The 19,593-nt window shown below is 36.8% G+C and carries 17 protein-coding genes and 1 tRNA gene; 1 reads left to right on the top strand and 17 read right to left on the bottom strand.

Going from position 1 to position 19,593, the window contains the following annotated elements:
• Positions 1-6: 6 nt before the first annotated feature.
• From BKP35_RS03170 to BKP35_RS03250, 17 genes are all read right to left on the bottom strand, one after another.
• The gene (locus BKP35_RS03170) at positions 7-1,002 is read right to left on the bottom strand and encodes a TAXI family TRAP transporter solute-binding subunit (RefSeq protein ID WP_071311924.1); all 996 of its coding nucleotides are present in this window, start codon (positions 1,000-1,002) and stop codon (positions 7-9) included.
• A gap of 538 nt (positions 1,003-1,540) precedes the next feature.
• Complete coding sequence (locus BKP35_RS03175; protein WP_071311925.1) at positions 1,541-2,590, bottom strand: TRAP transporter substrate-binding protein; 1,050 nt, start codon at positions 2,588-2,590, stop codon at positions 1,541-1,543.
• Positions 2,587-3,303 carry a response regulator gene (locus tag BKP35_RS03180; RefSeq protein WP_071311926.1) on the bottom strand — a complete coding sequence of 239 codons (717 nt, stop codon included), beginning with the start codon at positions 3,301-3,303 and terminating at the stop codon, positions 2,587-2,589. Before BKP35_RS03180 ends, BKP35_RS03175 begins: the two co-directional genes overlap by 4 nt.
• Entirely contained in the window at positions 3,287-4,906 is a 1,620-nt protein-coding gene (locus tag BKP35_RS03185; protein WP_071311927.1) for an ATP-binding protein, read from the bottom strand. The genes BKP35_RS03180 and BKP35_RS03185 overlap by 17 nt, the downstream gene beginning before the upstream one ends.
• Positions 4,907-5,178: 272 nt before the next feature.
• Positions 5,179-5,253 (bottom strand) — tRNA-Arg (locus tag BKP35_RS03190).
• Between the two features lie 99 nt (positions 5,254-5,352).
• Positions 5,353-5,712 (bottom strand): hypothetical protein, encoded by a 360-nt coding sequence (locus tag BKP35_RS03195; RefSeq protein WP_071311928.1) that lies wholly within the window; start codon positions 5,710-5,712, stop codon positions 5,353-5,355.
• A gap of 249 nt (positions 5,713-5,961) precedes the next feature.
• The gene (locus tag BKP35_RS03200) at positions 5,962-6,387 is read right to left on the bottom strand and encodes a BrxA/BrxB family bacilliredoxin (RefSeq protein ID WP_071311929.1); all 426 of its coding nucleotides are present in this window, start codon (positions 6,385-6,387) and stop codon (positions 5,962-5,964) included.
• 196 nt (positions 6,388-6,583) lie between these two features.
• On the bottom strand, positions 6,584-7,657 hold the full coding sequence (locus BKP35_RS03205; RefSeq protein WP_071311930.1) for a metal ABC transporter solute-binding protein, Zn/Mn family: 1,074 nt from the start codon (positions 7,655-7,657) through the stop codon (positions 6,584-6,586).
• Positions 7,658-7,798: 141 nt separating this feature from the next.
• A complete protein-coding gene (locus BKP35_RS03210) occupies positions 7,799-8,263 on the bottom strand; it encodes a hypothetical protein (RefSeq protein ID WP_071311931.1) in 465 nt (154 codons plus the stop codon).
• A 283-nt stretch (positions 8,264-8,546) separates the two neighbouring features.
• Positions 8,547-9,842 (bottom strand): dihydrolipoamide acetyltransferase family protein, encoded by a 1,296-nt coding sequence (locus BKP35_RS03215; protein ID WP_281244173.1) that lies wholly within the window; start codon positions 9,840-9,842, stop codon positions 8,547-8,549.
• A 17-nt stretch (positions 9,843-9,859) separates the two neighbouring features.
• Positions 9,860-10,843, bottom strand: a complete 984-nt coding sequence (locus BKP35_RS03220) for an alpha-ketoacid dehydrogenase subunit beta (protein WP_071311932.1) — start codon at positions 10,841-10,843, stop codon at positions 9,860-9,862.
• A gap of 3 nt (positions 10,844-10,846) precedes the next feature.
• Positions 10,847-11,845: a thiamine pyrophosphate-dependent dehydrogenase E1 component subunit alpha gene (locus BKP35_RS03225; RefSeq protein WP_071311933.1), complete on the bottom strand. Its 999-nt coding sequence runs from the start codon at positions 11,843-11,845 to the stop codon at positions 10,847-10,849.
• A gap of 230 nt (positions 11,846-12,075) precedes the next feature.
• Positions 12,076-13,497: a dihydrolipoyl dehydrogenase gene (gene lpdA, locus BKP35_RS03230; protein WP_071311934.1), complete on the bottom strand. Its 1,422-nt coding sequence runs from the start codon at positions 13,495-13,497 to the stop codon at positions 12,076-12,078.
• A 16-nt stretch (positions 13,498-13,513) separates the two neighbouring features.
• Positions 13,514-14,620, bottom strand: coding sequence for a butyrate kinase (buk, locus tag BKP35_RS03235; RefSeq protein WP_139192794.1), 1,107 nt, complete (start codon positions 14,618-14,620; stop codon positions 13,514-13,516).
• Positions 14,621-14,909: 289 nt separating this feature from the next.
• Positions 14,910-16,007 carry a branched-chain amino acid dehydrogenase gene (gene bcd, locus BKP35_RS03240; RefSeq protein ID WP_071311935.1) on the bottom strand — a complete coding sequence of 366 codons (1,098 nt, stop codon included), beginning with the start codon at positions 16,005-16,007 and terminating at the stop codon, positions 14,910-14,912.
• A gap of 36 nt (positions 16,008-16,043) precedes the next feature.
• A complete protein-coding gene (gene yqiS / locus BKP35_RS03245; protein WP_071311936.1) occupies positions 16,044-16,949 on the bottom strand; it encodes a phosphate butyryltransferase in 906 nt (301 codons plus the stop codon).
• Positions 16,950-17,103: 154 nt separating this feature from the next.
• On the bottom strand, positions 17,104-19,176 hold the full coding sequence (locus tag BKP35_RS03250; RefSeq protein ID WP_071311937.1) for a sigma 54-interacting transcriptional regulator: 2,073 nt from the start codon (positions 19,174-19,176) through the stop codon (positions 17,104-17,106).
• Positions 19,177-19,347: 171 nt separating this feature from the next.
• Here BKP35_RS03250 and BKP35_RS03255 point away from each other — a divergent pair, with 171 nt between their 5' ends.
• Positions 19,348-19,581, top strand: a complete 234-nt coding sequence (locus BKP35_RS03255) for a DUF2627 domain-containing protein (RefSeq protein ID WP_071311938.1) — start codon at positions 19,348-19,350, stop codon at positions 19,579-19,581.
• Positions 19,582-19,593: the final 12 nt, after the last annotated feature.

Consider the following 19,593-nt stretch of genomic DNA (forward strand, 5'->3'; position numbering starts at 1 on the left):
CTTTTATTACTTCACTGAATCTGGTAGATCAATTCCAATTTCCTCATAATAACGAATAGCTCCCGGATGCAATGGAACTACAGTATTATTTAAGATCGCCTCAGGAAGTGCCTCTTGTGCAGCTCTTGCTGTAGAAACCATAAAGTCGTTATTTTCATGGTAAGCCTTTACTAAATCGTAAACAAACTGCTCATCAGCATCTGCATGAACGATCCCGAAGTTAAACATTGCAATCGTTTCAATATCTTCAGGGATTTGCTCATACGTTCCACCAGGAATTGTATACTCATCAAAATATGGAAGGTTCTCAATTACTTCGGCACGTTGCTCACCAGAGATACCAAATAAACTAACTTCACGTTGTGCTAAAACTTCCTGTACTGCCGGGATTGGAACACCTGCAGCAAAACCAATGACATCTAATTGACCATCCATTTGTTGGCTGACCATATCACTTGCACCAGCTTGAACTGCATTAGCGTCTACTCCCAATAAATCATGGATCATCGGTAAGTATGTTCCAGATGTACCACCAGAAGGACCTACACCAACGTTACGTTTCGTACTAATATCATCAATTGAATTGATATTTAGGTCTGTTGACCACCAATGGAAAGGAGTTGTGTACATCGGAAAAGCAATTCGAACATCTTCTAACTTTTGTCCACCAGTCCAATCACCTTCACCTTTAAATCCTTCATAAGCTGGCCCTAACGTTACTAAACCGACATCTTGATCTTTACTTTGCACTAATTGCATGTTATGAACTGGGCCGCCAGTTACTTCGACGTTTGAACTAATATTAAGTTCATTACTAAGTAATTCACCAAGCCCTGAACCGTAAATGTAATACAACCCACCTTGGGAAGCAGTTCCAATTGTTACAGTAGTCGGATAATCAGATTCACTTCCTCCTGTTTCTTCACCACCACCACATGCAGCAGCAAATAATAACGAAATTCCTGCTACAGCTGTGAAAAGTCCACGTTTAAATTTCTTCATTTGTCATCCCCCTCTAAATATTTTTGTTATTTTCTAACTATTCAAATTATATAAGATATTATTAATTTCGTCATAATTTGAACATAAAGGTCTTTTTGTTCATTTTGGTCATGAAAATTAATCCGTCAGCAAACATAATTTTATACAAACATCATGACACACTAAAATATTAAAAAGACGGACGATTTCCTTCTTTATTTTCATACAAAACCCGCATGACGATATTCCTTCACCATCTAATAGGAAAAGTCGGGCGAGTGTCCTAACCAACTAGCTACTAACCAACAAACCAACTGTCCAACTTTGACATAATAAAACACACGAATAAGCCATAAGACAACGATTTGTCTTATGGCTTATTTGTGTTAGTAAAAAATAAATTTATATTGTAGTCAATGAATTTCATAATTCGGTTATCTTCGCAAATAAGATCAATATATAGTTGCGTCAAAAACATTCGCAAACTATATATTGTTTGATGTGGCTCATTTTTGGTAATTATGAAATTCACTCTAGTGCAATATAATTAGATATTACATCAATATCCTTGAACCTTTCGTATTTCCTTCATTAACTCGTCACCAATAATCGGTTCATATTCATCATAAATCGGTTTTAATTCTTTAAGCCATTGTTTCTTTTCTTCTTCGGATAATTCGTGTATTTCAGTTATACCGGTACTGGAAATTCTTAGAAACATATCTTCATTTAATTCTTTGGCATGTTCTCTTAGCCATACAGTAACTTCATCAATTGCTTCTTGAATACTTTCTTGATAAATTTCCGGTATTGTATCCCAAAAAATAGGATCTACTAATATTACATAGCCTAAATAATTATGATTGCTTACTGTCATATATTTTTGCTGTTTATAAAAACCTTTTGAATAAATATTAGAAAGGGTGTTTTCTTGACCATCAACGATCCCATCTTGTAAAACATTGTACACTTCATTAAATGGAAATGTACGTGCACGAGCCCCAAGTGTTCTGTATGTTTTAAACAGCGCTTCACTAGGCATGACACGAAAAGATAATCCTTTAATATCTTCTGGATTAACAACCGGTCTATTATTATTCGTTAATTGCTTAAAACCATTATCCCAAAAGGCTAAACCTTTATACCCTTTTGTTTCAATACTTTTTAATAGCAACTCCCCGACCCTTCCGTTAAAAGCTTGTTCAACCATTTGCTCATTATCAAATAGGAAAGGTAAATCAAAAGCGATCCACTTTTCATCATGAAGTGTCACTTCAGAAAAAGCCGGCGCAATCATGTTTACATCGCCTCTTTTTAATGCCTCAAACTCTTCTTGAGCACTATAAAGCACACCATTCGGAAAAATTTGTACCTCTACCCAACCATTGGTTTTTTCTTTAACTAACTCAGCAAAATAGGCAGCAGCCAAACCCTTTGGAGTATTTCGAGCAACGACATGACTAAATTTCAAAGTATATTTTTCATGAAGACCAACTAACTCTTCATCAACTACAGCTGTTTGGGAATTTGTTTGGAAACCAAACCCTATATAAATTGCAGTAATAATTCCTCCGAAAAGGAATAATACAATTGAAAATAATCCCTTCATGAGCGAACCTCATTATCCGATTTAATTAGACGATAAAGTTGAATTGGTCTCCCGATCGTTCCGTACGTTAACTCCATTTCTACCTTTTTCGTTGACTCTAAATAATTTAAATATCTACGGACAGTAACCCTTGCTAGCCCTACTTCTGAACCAATCTCCTCAGCAGACTTCGGACAATCAATTTGTTGTAAAAAGTCTAAAATTTGCTTTAGAGTAACTGAATGTAAGCCTTTTGGTAATTCCCCCTGTTTACTTTGTTCTTTTTGTTGCATTACTTCATCAAGTTTGTCTTGAGAAATTTTATCGGTTTTCCTAAGTTTGTCATACATTTCTTTATATTGATCCAAAGCTTGCTTTAATCGTTCAAAGGTGAATGGCTTTACAATATAGTCTACGACACCATATCTTAATAGCTTTTTTACAGTTAACGTATCATTTGCAGCAGTAACAGCAATAATGTCAACATCCAGTTGTTCTTGTCTTAATTCTGAAATTGCTTGTAAACCATCTTCTTTAGGCATATAAATATCAAGTAAGACTAAATCAGGTTGTAGTTCCTTTACTTTTTCCCTGCCTTCTTTACCGTTAGCAGCAACCCCTACCACTGTAAACCCTTTGACTTTTTCAACAAACATCCGATTTACCTCTTGAACCATGAGGTCATCTTCAATTAATAAAATCCTTATTTGCTGTTCTTTACTTAGCTGCTTCATATTTAGCCCCCACTTTCCTTTTCATTGGAATTTGCAGCGTAAAGTCTGTCCCTTGTTCTCTCTCACTTTTTATATCTATTTTCCCTTCAACACGATCAATAATTGCTTGTATTAGGAAAAGGCCAATACCTCTGCCCTCATTTCCCTTTGTTGAAAACCCTCTATTAAAAATCTTATTTTTAATTTTTTCTGGGATTCCTTCACCGTTGTCACTTATTTTTATCGTTAAAAATTCTTCTCCTTCTTTTATTGAAAATAGAATTTGTTTTGTAGCCTCATTTGTATTTACTAAGGCATCGATACTATTATCTAGTAAGTTCCCGCATATAATCACTAAGTCATGAATGGTGGTACCTTCTGGATAATTAATAAAAACACTATCATAATCGAAATTCAACTGAATCCCTAATTCTTTACAACGACTGTGCTTACCTAAAAGTAGCCCCGCTAAACTATCATCATGAATTTGCCTAGTAATTAACGTCGTAAGTTCAGAGTGCTCTTCTGACAACTCAAATATATAATCTAACGCTTTTTTTCCTTGATCTAATTGAATTAAACCAGCAATAGTATGAAGCTTATTAGAATATTCGTGTGTTTGTACCCTTAGTGCGTCAACAAAAGCTTGAACACCTGTAAGTTCTTGAGCTAACCTCGTTACTTCTGTTTTATCCTGGAAAATAGCTACAGCTCCAATGATTTTCCCTTGTAATTTTATAGGGATTCTATTACTCAAAATTGCCCTATCCTGAATAAAAAACTCTCGCTGTAACAATGGTTTTTGTAAATTTAATACTTCTGGCAATCTAGTATCCGGAATTACCTCTTGTATTTTACGGCCAACTACATCACCTTTAGCATTAACAATTTCCTTAGCAGATTGATTAATAACAGTAATTTTTTCGTCTTGATCAATCGCAATAACGCCATCTCTAATGGCATTAAAGGTTGCTGTACGTTCCACTAATACTCTTGCCAATTGATCAGGTTCGATATGAAACGTTTGCTTTTTAATGTGATTCGCTAACAACCAAGCACCCCACATACCAAAAATGGAAGCGATAACAAAAACTCCTACCATAGAATTACCTATATCAATCATTAGTTCCTTTAAAGTAGGTAACACATTACCAACAACTACTACACCTACTTGCTCACTATTTTCATTAATGATCGGAACAAACGAGCGGACCGTATAACCGTTTTCCCCTATCGCTTTTGATGTATAAATATGTTCTGAAAAAGCTGGGTCTTCGTCCCCACCATAAAACGTCGTTCCAATTCGCTCTTTGATCGGATGAGTTAACCTAATACGATCCATATTTAATATGACGATATAATCTGCGTTATTTATAACTCGAATTTTTTCAGCAATCGGCTGTAACACTTCTGATGCATTTTCCTTGTTAATTTCATCTTGAACGGTTTTATACTGCGCTACTAATTGAGCTGTAATTAACGTTGTTTGTGAAAGTTCTTCTTCTTTTTTCTCGGCCATATAGCCTAAAAGAATAATTCCACCAACTATTAATGAGAAAATAACTATTCCTACAGACAGAAATGTAATTTTCCAACGTATCGGTAAATTTCTAAAACTATTCAAACGTTGTTGCCTCCATATTCAAAACTTAGCTACAATAGCCAGTAGATTTTATAATCGGACTTTTTAGAAAATATTTATAGTTTTAATATAACATAAAATTGTGAAATACAATTAAATAAGAAGGAATTAGTTAAAAAAAATCTCTTTAAATAGATACAAACCCTCATGAAAATGCATCGTCACCATCTAATATGAAAATAATTCCGGTCGATTTTATTTCATACAAAAAAAGACCATAGGAAAATCCCTAAAGCCTTAACAATAATTATGTATGGCGCGCCCACCAGGATTCGAACCCAGAATCCGAGAGCCGAAATCTCGTGTGATATCCATTTCACTATAGGCGCACACTTAATAATGCTAAATTAATATAACATTTATACAATAATGTGTCAATATTAATTTAAAGAGCGGAGAAGGAAAGTTCCTTAAACCCGCTCAATCTCTTATGATTTTAATTGTTCATAGTCTTGAAACATTTGTTCGAAGCGCTCATTTAACTGATCTTCAGTATACCCTTTACTGTACAACCTTCCAGCGAAGTTCTGTGCCCACAATGATGAACGGTCTGACATTTTTTTATACTTCTTCTGCTTTGACCCTTTTACTTCTTTGGCGCGGTTGTCAGCATTAGACATTAGGTTTTCAATGATAAATAAGCCTTTCCAAATATCATCTTCTTCTAGATCATCTGTCTGTTCAGAAAAATACTTAGTGACTTTTTTATAATATTGATCAAATTCTTCAAATGAAATTTCTTCATCCATATTTAAGTATTCATGAATCTTCACATAAAAATCTTGCACAAAAACACTCTCCTTTAGGAGTAATTTATTATAAAAATCTACACTTATACAAGAAATTATTATAGCATTATAAAACATTGTATTCAAGTTTTGAATAAGTTGGTTTGTTAGTTTGTCGACAGTTGGTTAGTTAGAAAGTTAGAAGGACGTAAGGTTGGAATGCAGAAAGGAAAGTACTCGTTTTAAAATAGAGAGTGGACCAAAGGTGTCTGACACTTGTTTTGGCCCACCCTCCATCAAATTTATTGCTTACAAATATTCATCAAAGTATTTTTCAAGTTTTTGAACGACTTCAACTGGTTCATGGCCTTCAATTTCATGGCGTTCTATCATTGCTTTAATTTCACCATCTTTTACAAGCGCAAAAGAAGGCGAAGAAGGAGCATAACCTTTAAAATAAGTTCTCGCTCTTTCTGTAGCTTCTTTATCTTGTCCCGCAAATACAGTCAAAAAATGGTCTGGTTTTTTCTCATAGTTGGCCATATAAGCAGCAGATGGACGTGCAATTCCACCTGCACAACCACAAACAGAATTAATATAAACTAAAGCTGAACCCTCTTTACCTAAAACTTCATCTACTTCTTCAGGAGTTGTCAATTCTTTATAGCCGGCATCGACCATTTCTTTTCTAGCACCATTAATCACGTCATTATAAAAATTAAACTGCATATTCATTTAAATTTCACCTCTTTTTAATATTAACACTATGCTTACATTGTACACTTGTTATTTACATTTACAAAATAAAATGCATTATTAATATTAACAAAACTTAAAACCGAAATACCGAATGCGTTTCTACATTTAAATTTGTTGATTTTGTACAGTTGCACAATCTAAAGAGACCGCCTTTGGACGGTCCCTTGTGTTATTATTGAAGAGCTGTTCTTAACATTTCAATATTTCTTTCCATTAAGCTGAAATAATCTTCGTTATTGTCAACATCTTCTTGTACTAAATCTTCTAAATTGTGTAACCATAGTGCTTCAGCGTCTACTGCATTGCGAACAGTTTCAGCGATATTTGTTGGAATGTTTTGTTCGAAGAAAATGTAATTTATATTATTTTCATTAGCAAAATCAATCGTTTCTTGTAATTGACGAATTGAAGGCTCATTTGTTGGTGAAATACCTGAAATTCCGACTTGTTTAATGCCGTATCGATCTTCCCAATATCCGTAACCGGCATGAGAAACGATAATCGTGTCACGTGAAACTTCTTCTACCATTTCAGAAAACTTTTGATCTAGTTCTTCTAATTGCTCTTGTAAAAGTTCAAAGTTACTTTCAAATGTTTCCGCCGCTTCTGGTAACAACTCTACTAATGCATTTTTAATATTTTCAGCAATTTGAATAGCACGAATCGGGTCTAACCAAATGTGTGGATCTTCGTCTCCGTGGTCATGACCGTGCCCATCATCTTCATGTCCGTGATCATCATCTTCGCTATGACCGTGTCCATCATCGTCGTGTCCGTGATCATCATCTTCGCTATGACCGTGGTCATGGCCGTCACCATAATCAATGAATTCAATCCCTTCAGAAGCTTTTAAAATTTTTACATCACCTGTTTTTAAAACTTCTGCTACTGCATCAGCAAATCCTTCAATGCCTGCTCCGTTGTATATATAAAGATCGGCATTTGAAACATCGACCATCGTTCTTGGCGCTGGTTCAAACGTATGTGCATCTGCTCCAACTGGAATAATGCTTTCTACGTCTACGTATTCACCACCAATTTTTTTAGCAAAGTCCATTAATGGAAAAATTGTTGTATACACTTCTAAAACTACTTTTTCTTCTTCTGTAATTTCTTCTTCTACCTTGGTGTCTTCAGTAGTTTCCGTTGCTGTACTTTCTTCTACTTGCTCTTCAGCCGTTCCACACGCTACTAAAAATGTTGATAGAACTAGCATTAATGCAAAAAGAATAGATTTGATTTTCATTTTAAATCCCCTTTCGTAACGATTACGTTTTATTTGCACAAAAAGGATTATAACGTAAGGGTTACGATTTGTAAACAAAAACAACTCCTCATAAAAAGACAAAAGGAGACAGTTATACTGGTCTCCTTTTCAGCCCTATATTTACTTAATTTCTTTTAAACGTTTTTTCAGCATAGCGTTTAATTCCTTCTGATGATCAATAACACGTGGGACTATTTCTTTTAACTTATCGTCATCTCGTTTTTCAACCGCTTCTAAAAATTGTTGATGAATTTCACTATGCTCTTTAAGCCACTCTTCATCATAAAAGTCCTCTAATTCTTTCCCTGCCTTTTTAACTTCACGATATTTTTTAAGCAATGCATCACGGTCTTTCAGAACTTCATTCCAAACTTTCACATGCTTCGGTGCATATTTCTCAGCTAACAGTTGGTAATAAAAGTTGAAATGTGGCCTGATTGCCTTTTGTTCATAGCTCACTCTTTCAAAATGAGTACTTGCATCATCTTGAGTGCCTTCAGGGTTAGCGAATGCAACGCTTGTTAAAGAAAATAACATTGTTGCAATTACAATACTGAATATTACTTTTTGTTGAAAACATTTCATTGGAAAACCAACCTTTCTTGATTAAATATGTAACAGTTAGTAGGTTTCCCACATCTTATCAAACGATGTAACTAAATTTGTTTTTTTGTATAAATTTTTTTATACAAAATTCATGATGGCACAACCGTCACCATCTAACATCTAAAAGTCAGGCGATCGCGCGCCCTAACCACTAACCAACAAACCAACTAGCATACAAAAACCATAGCATACTGTGAATGTTCACAACATACTATGGTCTTTTAAAATAATAGGGTTTTAAAACTTTCCTACCATATAAAGTTTAATATAATTGAGTATTATCTTTACTAATTGTTTCCAACTTCTCTTTTACAGTCGCTAAGAAGCGGCCGCATACTAAACCGTCTAATACGCGATGATCTAATGATAAACATAAATTCACCATGTGGCGGATTGCAATTGCGTCATTATCCATGACGACAGGACGTTTAACGATCGATTCTACCGATAAGATAGCCGCTTGCGGATAGTTAATAATCGGTGTAGAAAGTATAGATCCAAAAGATCCTGTATTGTTGACAGTAAATGTACCACCTTGCATATCATTGTTACTTATCGCTTTATTTCTTACTTTACCAGCTAAGTCATTAATCTCTCTGGCGATCCCTTTAATCGATTTTTCATCAGCATGTTTAATAACTGGAACGTATAACGCGTCATCTGTTGCAACAGCAATGCTAATATTAATATCTTTCTTTTGAATGATTTTATCTCCTGCCCACATCGAGTTAAGTTGTGGGAATTCTTTTAATGCTTCTACAACAGCTTTAATAAAGAATGGTAGGAATGTGATATTAAGTCCTTCTTTTTGTTTAAATTCACCTTTTATGCTATTACGATAATTCACAAGGTTTGTCACATCAACTTCGACCATAGTCCAAGCGTGTGGAGCCTCGTGTTTACTTTTCACCATATTCGCTGCAATCGCTTTTCTCACTCCTGATACCGGGATTTCGATATCACCAGGAGCAGCAGAAATATTCGGTTGAGCCGTTGTTTGGACGGTATTAACAGCAGTTGGAGCTGAAACCGTTTCTTCTTTAACAACTTGTTGCTGCTCAGTTGTTTCAATTTTAGTGTCTTCTGAAACCCCTTTTGGAATATTCCCACTTTCAATAATTGCTTGAATATCTTTTCTAGTAATTCGGCCACCTCGGCCTGTTCCTTTAACAGCAGCTAAATCGATGTTATGTTCTCCTGCTAAACGAAGTACAGCTGGAGAATAACGTTTTTTCTCACCATCGTCTCGAACTTCTTCCTGTTGTACAGTTTCGCTAGCCGGTGTTTCTTTTTTCACCGCTGTCGGTTGAGAAGCTCCACCTTCGACTTCAATCGTACAAATGACACCACCAACTTCAATTGTCTCGTCTTCATTTGCAATAAGTTCTTTAATGACACCTGTATATGAGGAAGGAACTTCAGCATTCACTTTATCTGTCATCACTTCAGCTATTGGGTCATACTTATTTACTTTGTCGCCTGGCTTTACTAGCCATTTACTTATCGTACCTTCTGTTACACTTTCGCCTAGCTGCGGCATTTTTATTTCTGTTGTCACTGTATGTTACCTCCCTCTTAAAATTCTGCTAAATCTCGCATCGCTTTTTCGACTTTATCAGGATTAATCATAAAGAACTTCTCCATTGTTGGTGCATAAGGCATTGCAGGTACATCTGGACCTGCTAAGCGTTGAATTGGTGCATCTAATTCAAATAAACAATGTTCAGCAATGGTCGCTGCAACTTCACTCATAATGCTACCTTCTTTATTATCTTCAGTAACAAGGAGTACTTTACCAGTTTTGTTTGCTGCTTCAATAATTGCCTCTTTATCTAGCGGATAAACTGTACGTAAATCTAACACATGAGCAGAAATACCATCTTTATCCAATCTTTCAGCTGCTTGCAGAGCAAAATGTACCGCTAAACCGTACGTAATTACTGTTATATCGTCACCTTCACGTTTTACGTCAGCTTTACCGATCGGAAGCGTATAATCGTCTTCAGGGACTTCCCCTTTAATTAAACGATAAGCTCGCTTATGTTCAAAGAATAAAACTGGATCCTCATCACGAATAGCCGCTTTTAATAACCCTTTTACATCATAAGGGGTTGAAGGCATCACAATTTTTAATCCAGGAATGCTAGCAAACATTGCTTCTACAGACTGTGAATGGTACAAAGCACCATGAACTCCACCACCGTAAGGAGCACGGATAACCATTGGACAACTCCAATCATTGTTTGTACGATAACGAATTTTTGCAGCTTCTGAAACAATTTGATTCACCGCTGGCATAATAAAGTCAGCAAATTGAATCTCAGCAATTGGTCGCATTCCGTACATCGCAGCACCAACACCGACACCTGCAATCGCTGATTCTGCTAACGGCGCATCAATGACTCTTTCTTCTCCGAACTTTTCATATAAACCGTTCGTTGCTCTAAATACGCCACCGCGGGCACCAACGTCCTCACCGACAACGAAAACTTTATCGTCGCGTTCCATCTCCTCTTTTATAGCTAATGTTACAGCATCAATATAGGACATAATTGGCATCGTCTATTCCCCCTCAGCGTAAACGTATTTTAAAGCGTCTTCAGCAGGAGCATAAGCTGCCGCTTCCGCATACTCTGTCGCATCATTTACTGCACTAGAAATACGTTCATTTATTTGATTTTCAATTTCTTCTGTTAAAATATTTAATTCTTGCAAATACGCTTTAAACGTAATGATTGAATCTTTCTTTTTCGCTTCTTCAACTTCTTCTCTTGAACGATACGCTCGGTCATCGTCGTCACTAGAGTGTGGTGTTAAACGATACGAAACAGTTTCAATTAACGTTGGTCCTTCACCATTTCTCCCACGATCAGCTGCTGCTTTAACCGCTTTATAAACAGCAATTGGATCATTTCCGTCAACGGTCTCACCTGGCATTCCATATCCAATTGCACGATCAGATACTTTTTCACACGCTAATTGTTTATGAATCGGCACAGAAATCGCATACTTATTATTTTCACACATTAAGATAACAGGCAATTTATGAACAGCAGCAAAGTTCGCCCCTTCATGAAAATCACCTTGGTTTGATGAACCTTCTCCAAATGTTGTAAACGTCACAAAGTCTTTCCCTTGCATTTTTCCAGCCAAAGCAACACCTACAGCATGAGGAACTTGTGTTGTTACTGGAGAAGATCCTGTAACAATGCGATTTTTCTTTTGACCGAAGTGTCCCGGCATTTGTCTACCGCCAGAGTTTGGATCTTCAGCTTTAGCAAATGCTGATAGCATAAGGTCACGAGCAGTCATTCCAAAGTGAAGAACAACACCCATGTCACGGTAATAAGGTAAAACATAATCCTTTTCTTTATTCAAAGCGTAGGCCGCTCCAACTTGAGCAGCTTCTTGACCTTGACAAGAAATAACAAAAGGAATTTTTCCTGCTCGGTTTAATAGCCACATTCTTTCATCTATTTTTCTTGCGAGTAACATCGTCTCATAAATTTCAAGTACATCTTGATCACTTAAGCCAACTGATGCATGACGATTTTCGGTCATTATAAGACCCCCTTTTATAATGTGAAATGTACAATTTATAATGTACATCTTTTGAAAGCTATGCTACGTTGCCCAGACATAACATAGTTTAAAGCAAATTTTGAGTTTTGAGTGTTGAGTGTTGAGTTTTGAGTGTTGAATTTTGAATTTTGAGTTTTGAGTTGGTGTATGTGTAGCTACGTAGCGTTACTTTCATTAACTCAAAACTCTTAACTCTTCATTCAAAACTGTTAACCGTGAATCGCTTTTCCGTCAACAGCGAGTGCTGCTTCACCTATTGCCTCTGATAGTGTCGGGTGTGGATGAATTGTATTTGCAACTTCCCAATGCGTGGCGTCTAACACTTTAGCCAGCGCTGCTTCAGAAATCATATCAGTCACATGAGGCCCAATCATATGAACTCCTAATAAATCTTCTGAATCTTCATCGACAACAAGCTTTACAAAGCCGTCTGTCTCTCCGAAAACCATCGCTTTACCAATGGCTTTAAATAAAAACTTACCTGTTTTTACTTTATAACCTTTTTCTTTTGCTTCATTTTCTGTTAGTCCTACACTTGCAATTTCAGGAGAACTGTACACACATTTTGCGATTAAATTATAATCTAGCTCATGTGGATTTTGATCAGCCATATGTTCTACAGCAATTATACCTTCATGGGATGCGACATGCGCTAGCTGAAGCCCTCCAATCACATCTCCGATTGCATAAATGTGAGATTCCTTCGTTTGATAAAACTGATTCGTTTGAATCACACCGTTCTCTACTTGTATATCGGTATTTTCTAAACCGATTCCTTCAATATTTGCTTGTCGGCCTACGGAAACGAGAAGCTTTTCGGCAGAGAATGCTTTTGTTTCTCCTTTATGCTCAGCTTGAATCGTAGCCACTTTTCCTTTTTCAATTGTTTCAGAAAGAACTTTCGCACTTGTAACTATCTTTATACCCTTTTTCTTCATTGAGCGAGTTGCTTCTTTTGAAACTTCATGATCTTCTGTAGGTAAAATTCGATCAGCGTACTCAAGAACAGTTACTTTAACGCCAAAGTCAGCGAGCATTGATGCCCATTCAATCCCAATGACTCCACCACCGACAATGATCATTGACTCTGGAAGTGCTTCCATTTTCAATGCTTCATCACTTGAAAGAACGTATTGTCCATCAATCTCAAGCCCCGGTAATGTCCTCGGTCTAGAACCTGTCGCTATGAGAACATTTTTCGGAATTAGCATCTCATTTTCTTCACCGTTGTTCATTTCTACGGAAATAGTCCCTGGAGTTGGAGAAAAAATAGATGGTCCTAAAATACGCCCAATTCCTTCATAAACATCAATCTTCCCTTTTTTCATAAGATGTTGGACACCCTTATGTAGGTTTTCAATGATTTTCTCTTTTCTTTGCTGAACCTTATCGAAATGAAGGGTGACATCGTTTGCACTTACCCCGAACTCTTCAGAGTGCTTCATTGTTGAATACACTTCAGCACTTCTTAGTAGCGCCTTACTCGGGATACAACCTTGGTGTAAACACGTACCACCTAATTTTGCTTTTTCAACGACAGCCACTTTTAATCCTAGCTGCGATGCTTTGATGGCGGCAACATAACCACCAGTCCCTGCTCCTAGTATTACTAAGTCATATTCATGAGCCATTTGTTTGTCTCCTTCCCTACTTTACATTTTCAACAGTAATTTCATTATTAGGATATGACTTTGCTTGTTCTTCACCACGAAGAACTCTTAAGCCGCCCTCCACTAATGCTTGAAGCTCATTTTCCCCTGGATGGACGATTACATCAGCTATCCAACTAATTCGATCGGTAATTTCCTTCACAAAACTTTTACCGTAAGCAAGCCCACCTGTTAAAACAATCGCATCAACTTCACCTTTTAAAACTGTGCTTGCTGCGCCGATCTCTTTTGCAACTTGATATGCCATCGCATCATAAACAAGCTTTGCTTCTTCATCTCCAGAAGCTATCCTTTTTTCAACTTCTACCGCATCGTTCGTACCTAAATAGCCGACTAGACCACCTTGACCGACGATCTTTTTCATTATCTCATCCGCATAATACTCCCCTGAAAATGATAATGAAACCAAATCCCCTGCCGGTACTGTTCCAGCACGTTCTGGTGAGAAAGGCCCTTCTCCATGTAAACCATTATTAACATCTATAACACGCCCACCTTTATGAGCACCAACAGTAATACCTCCGCCCATATGGGTAACAATTAAATTTAATTTTTCATATTTCTTACCTAGATCTTTAGCAACTCTTCTTGCTACAGCTTTTTGATTTAAAGCATGAAAAATACTTTTTCTTTCAAAAAGTGCAAATCCAGATATTTTAGCAATTGAGTCCATTTCATCGACAACGACAGGGTCAACTATAAACGAAGGAATGTTGAGTTGCTTTGCAATTTCAAAAGCTAAAATTCCTCCTAAATTCGATGCGTGCTCTCCAGAAAAACCTTGACGTAAATCCTTCAACATCGCATCATTGACTTCATACGTCCCCCCTTCAATCGGTCGTAACAATCCCCCTCTACCAACAACTGCACTTAGCTTGGAGATATTGATCCCTTCTTCATGAAGAGTTTCTAAAATTGTTTCTTTCCGAAATGAATATTGGTCGATAATTCGATCATATGAATTAATCGCATCGGCATTATGGCGAATCGTCTTTTCTATCAAGGAGCGCTCGTCGTCATATATACCTATTTTAGTGGAAGTAGATCCCGGATTAATGGCTAAAATTCGATATTCATGTTGCAAAAAACTTACCCCCAACAAATTTATTTGAAACCTAATTAAGTAAACTTCATAATCCCAATAAACTAGCCACACCCTGCTCCATCCAGTTGAGAACGATTAGCTCAACTAGATGGGAGTTTCCTTGTGGCACTAAATTAAGATGATGAAATTATTAAATTATAATGATAGAGGCTGGCTTCCAAAGAGCTACTAGCCTTCAAAGTTAGTATGTCACAAGTTAAACAATACTACTTATTATTCAGGCATGCCAACTCCTATAAAAAGCCACCCTCTATTTATTACTTCGTTATTAACGACGTCTACTTAAAATACTATGTTCATTCGTTAAAAACTGCTTACGAGACTTACGCATGTTTTCAATTCTTTCTTCAGCCATACGATCGGCCGCCATATACGTTGGAATATTATCACGTTTCGAAATTTCAAAAATCTTTGAAATACTATCATATATCGTTTCTACTCTTTTTAATGCTCGCTCTTTATTGTAGCCGTATAACTCATCAGCGACATTTATAACTCCACCTGCATTAATAACATAATCAGGCGCATAAACGATACCAAGTTCAGAGATTTGGTCACCGTGTTTTGTTTCTTTTAATTGGTTGTTCGCTGCCCCTGCAATAACTTTCGCTTTAAGTTGCGGGATAGTATCGTCATTAATAATTGCTCCTAAGGCACATGGTGCGAAAATATCACATTCAACACTGTAAATATCGCTAATATCAACTGATTTTGCACCGAAGTCTTCAACTGCTCTTGCCACAGACTCTTTGTTGATATCAGTAACGATTAATTTTGCTCCTTCTTCATGAAGGTGCTTACATAGCGTATATGATACATTCCCAACACCTTGAACAGCCACCGTCAAGCCTTCTAAAGAGTCAGTACCAAACGCTTCTTTTGCGGCCGCTTTCATTCCTACATAAACGCCATACGCTGTTACCGGCGATGGATTTCCTGATGAACCAAATGCTGGTGAAATCCCTGTTACGTAATCCGTTTCTTCATGGATGATATCCATATCCCCTACTGTAGTCCCAACATCTTCAGCTGTAATATAGCGTCCGTTTAATCCTTGGATATAGCGGCCGAAAGCTCGGAACATTTCCTCATTTTTATCTTTACGAGGATCTCCAATAATAACTGTTTTTCCTCCACCAAGATTTAAACCTGCTGCTGCATTTTTATAAGTCATTCCTTTAGCTAAACGAAGTGCATCTTCAAATGCTTCTGCTTCTGTATTATAAGTCCACATTCTCGTTCCACCAAGAGCTGGTCCAAGGGTTGTATCGTGTATTGCAATGATTGCTTTTAAACCTGATTGTTTGTCTTGACATACAACAACCTGTTCATAATCATACGTTTCCATATACTTAAATAATTCCATCGTATTTTTCCTCCCTATTTTCACTCTTTTTTTCCTTTAGCTAACTGAACGAACTGCCATTGCTAATGAATAAAGTTTACTCTCTGCTGAATCGGCTCTAGATGTCAATACAATCGGTGCCTTAGCGCCAGCAATTACTCCGCCAACTTTCGCTTTCGAAAAATAAACAAGAGACTTGTATAAAGCATTACCTACTTCAATAATCGGAACGACTAAAATATCCGCTCTCCCAGCCACTTCACCTTCAATTCCTTTTAACTGGGCAGCATGAATTGATATTGCATTATCCACCGCAAGAGGTCCATCTACTATACAATTTTTAATTTGACCTCGCTTGTTCATTTGAGCAAGCAGTGCACCATCGACAGTGGCCACCATGTTAGGATTAACCGTCTCTACAGCCGAGAGTACCGCAACTTTAGGTAACTCTAACCCTAACCGCCTAGCAATATAAACCGAATTGTTAATGATTTCAACTTTTTGATTTAAATCAGGTGCGATGTTCATCGCTGCATCTGTTACAAAAATAAGTCTGTCTACATCAGGTATTTGAAAAGCTGCTACGTGAGATAGTACTTTTCCTGCTCTAAGACCATACTCTTTGTTTAGAACTTCTTTTAAAATAACAGAAGTTGAAACCATACCTTTCATTAATACATCTGCAATACCTTGGTTTACAGCTTGGACAGCTAATTTAGCTGCATCTTTGTCACTGTTAGCGTTCACAATTTTAACGTATTCACTTTTGTTGTAACCGCCGTTTTTGCTACTAGTAAACAGAGATTTAATCTTTTCTTCATTACCATATAAAATAAAGGTTGCTAATTTTTGATCCACAGCGTTAACTACTGCTTCGATTACTTCCTCATCTTCTGCTGCAGCAACTGCCACAACCTTTGATGGCAATTGTATTGCTTGTTCCTTAAGTTGATCTAAATTCACCATCGTACCGCCTTTCTCGTTGTCACGTTGGTTACACAATTTAATATTGCAATTTCTGTGCCAAGTTTGCAACCAACTAATTTCAGTTCTTTTTGTACACTTTTTGTTCACAATTAACCAATTCCACTATGCAAATTTTATCATAGTGCGCAAATTATTGCATGCTATTTATTTCAATATTATATTTTTCCATTTTATAATATAAATTTCTAATTGAAAGTTTTAAACTTTTAGCGGTAGCCGTTTTATTACCGCCATTATTCTTTAAAGCAAATAGTATTTGCTCTTTTTCAAATTGCTGAACTTTTTCAGCTAATGATTGGAAACTCGCAAATTGTTGCGTCATTTCTTCCGAACGCTCTTCTTTACTATCTTCCCCACTCAATTCCGGAATATGATGGACATCAATTTCAATTTCGTTAAAGTGCATAAAGATCATCGCTCTCCCTAGGACATTTTCAAGCTCACGTACATTCCCTGGCCAATCATAGTTCATTAAAATCTTTTCAGCAGATGCCGTTAAACCTGTCACTTTTCTACCATAATCTTGATTGATCTTTAATATTAAATGATTACAAAGCGCAGGAATATCTTCTTTACGCTTTCTTAGAGAAGGAATAAAGATTGGCATTCGGTTAATTCGATAATATAAATCTTCACGAAAACTATTTTCATTTATGGCTTTTTCTAAATTCACATTCGTAGCCGCAATTACCCTTACATTGATTGCAATAGACTTCGTTCCACCAACCCGAACAATTTCTCGTTCTTGCAAGACACGAAGAAGTTTCGCTTGTATGTTTACGCTTAATTCACCAATTTCATCCAAGAAAATACTACCACCGTTTGCATCTTCAAATAAACCACGCTTCCCCCCTCTTTTAGCACCCGAAAATGCACCTTCTTCATAACCAAAAAGTTCACTTTCCAATAAAGATTCAGAAATTGCCGCACAGTTAACTCTCACAAACTTGTTATACTTTCTCTCACTTGCATTATGTATTGCATGGGCAAAGAGCTCTTTCCCAGTACCCGATTCCCCTCTCAACAAAATCGTCGCCGGTGTTGAAGCAGCTAATTTCGCTTGCTCAATCGCAAACTCCATCTCTTCAGACGTACCGATAATATCCTCAAAAGAGTATTTCGCTTCTAACGTTCGAATAATTCTTCTTGCACGTTCCAATTCATCCGTAAGCGATTTAATTTCAGACATATCATGAAGGACCCCAACACTTCCTTTTAGTTTCCCATCAACGATCACAGGCGCTACATTAACAACTACATCTTTCTTTTTCGGACCAACCTTCATTCTTGTCCCGCGGACTGATTTTCGGTTTTTTAGAACATGCATATGCATACTTTCACCTTCAGAAATATCAGCCGTCGCCGGTTTTCCTATTACTTGCCCAGCTGTTAATCCTGTCAAGCGAGTATATGCTGGGTTAATCATCAGACCAATCCCATTTTCATCCACTACCGAAATCGCGTCATCCGATGACGAAAAAATCGCTTCAAGCATCGTTTGAATACTTTTTAAGTTAGTAACTTCTTCAGCCATCTGCTCAATCTCGGTAATATCTTTGAAGACGGCTAATGCACCTATCACTTTATCATTATGAATCATAGGAACACGTGTAGTAACAATCGTTAAACCGTTTGTAATCTCCTGCTTTTTATTCATTTCTATTTTTTTCGTTTGCAAAACGCGACCTAACCGACTGGCTGGCACTATTTCATAAATCGATTTCCCTAAAACTTCTTCTTTTTTTACATTTAACATCCGTTCAGCACTCTTATTTATTAACGTCACCATAGACTTTTCATCAATCGCTATCATGCCGTCATGGGTAGAGTTTATGATTACATCTTGTTTAGAATAATAGTTTGTTAACTGTTCAATCAATGTTTCTTTTTCTTCAATTAAATTGAAAATCAACGTTGCAACAGAGCTAGGTATTAAGACAACACCCGCTTTATCACAGGCAACCTTAAGTTCAGAAGCAAGAGCAGGATCACCAGTTGCTTCAACAACTACATCAACGTCGTTCGTTAACAAGCACTCCCAGTCTCTATCCGTCTTTATCCCTAGTTCTTTTGCGAGTAAGATCCCCGAACTTTTTTCATTTTTATCAGCAACTCCAATAACTTCCATCATATCTGCATCAACTAAAATTTTAAGTAAAGCCGATCCTCCTCGTCCAGCCCCTACAATTAAACAGTTCTTCATTTCAGACACCCTTTTGTGTATAACAGATTATTTTTAGAGCATTGCATTTGTAATTCACTCACATAATAACTATACACTAAAATAATGAAAAGAAACAAAATTACTCTTTTGGACAACGTCATTATAATTAGGTAAAATGTATTTATTAATTTCTTGAAAGAGGTATACACTATGCAAAGGTTTATCGCACTAATGATCCTCGTTATCCCTGGAGTGATGGCAGGATACGGGATCAAATTAATGAGGGATATCTTCTTCAAAATTTTACACAGTCCTTTCCCCGCATTATGGGTTCAATTTATAAGCGGACTTATCCTTCTTATTTTAGGAGTAGGATTTATCGCCGGTTTCGTTCTGCATCGCGATCGAAAAAACAACAAAGTTGCTCCACGCTTCAAGAAATGAACCAAACACAAA

The organism is Anaerobacillus arseniciselenatis, from assembly GCF_001865995.1.
In the GTDB taxonomy this organism is placed as follows: Bacteria; Bacillota; Bacilli; order Bacillales; family Anaerobacillaceae; genus Anaerobacillus; species Anaerobacillus arseniciselenatis.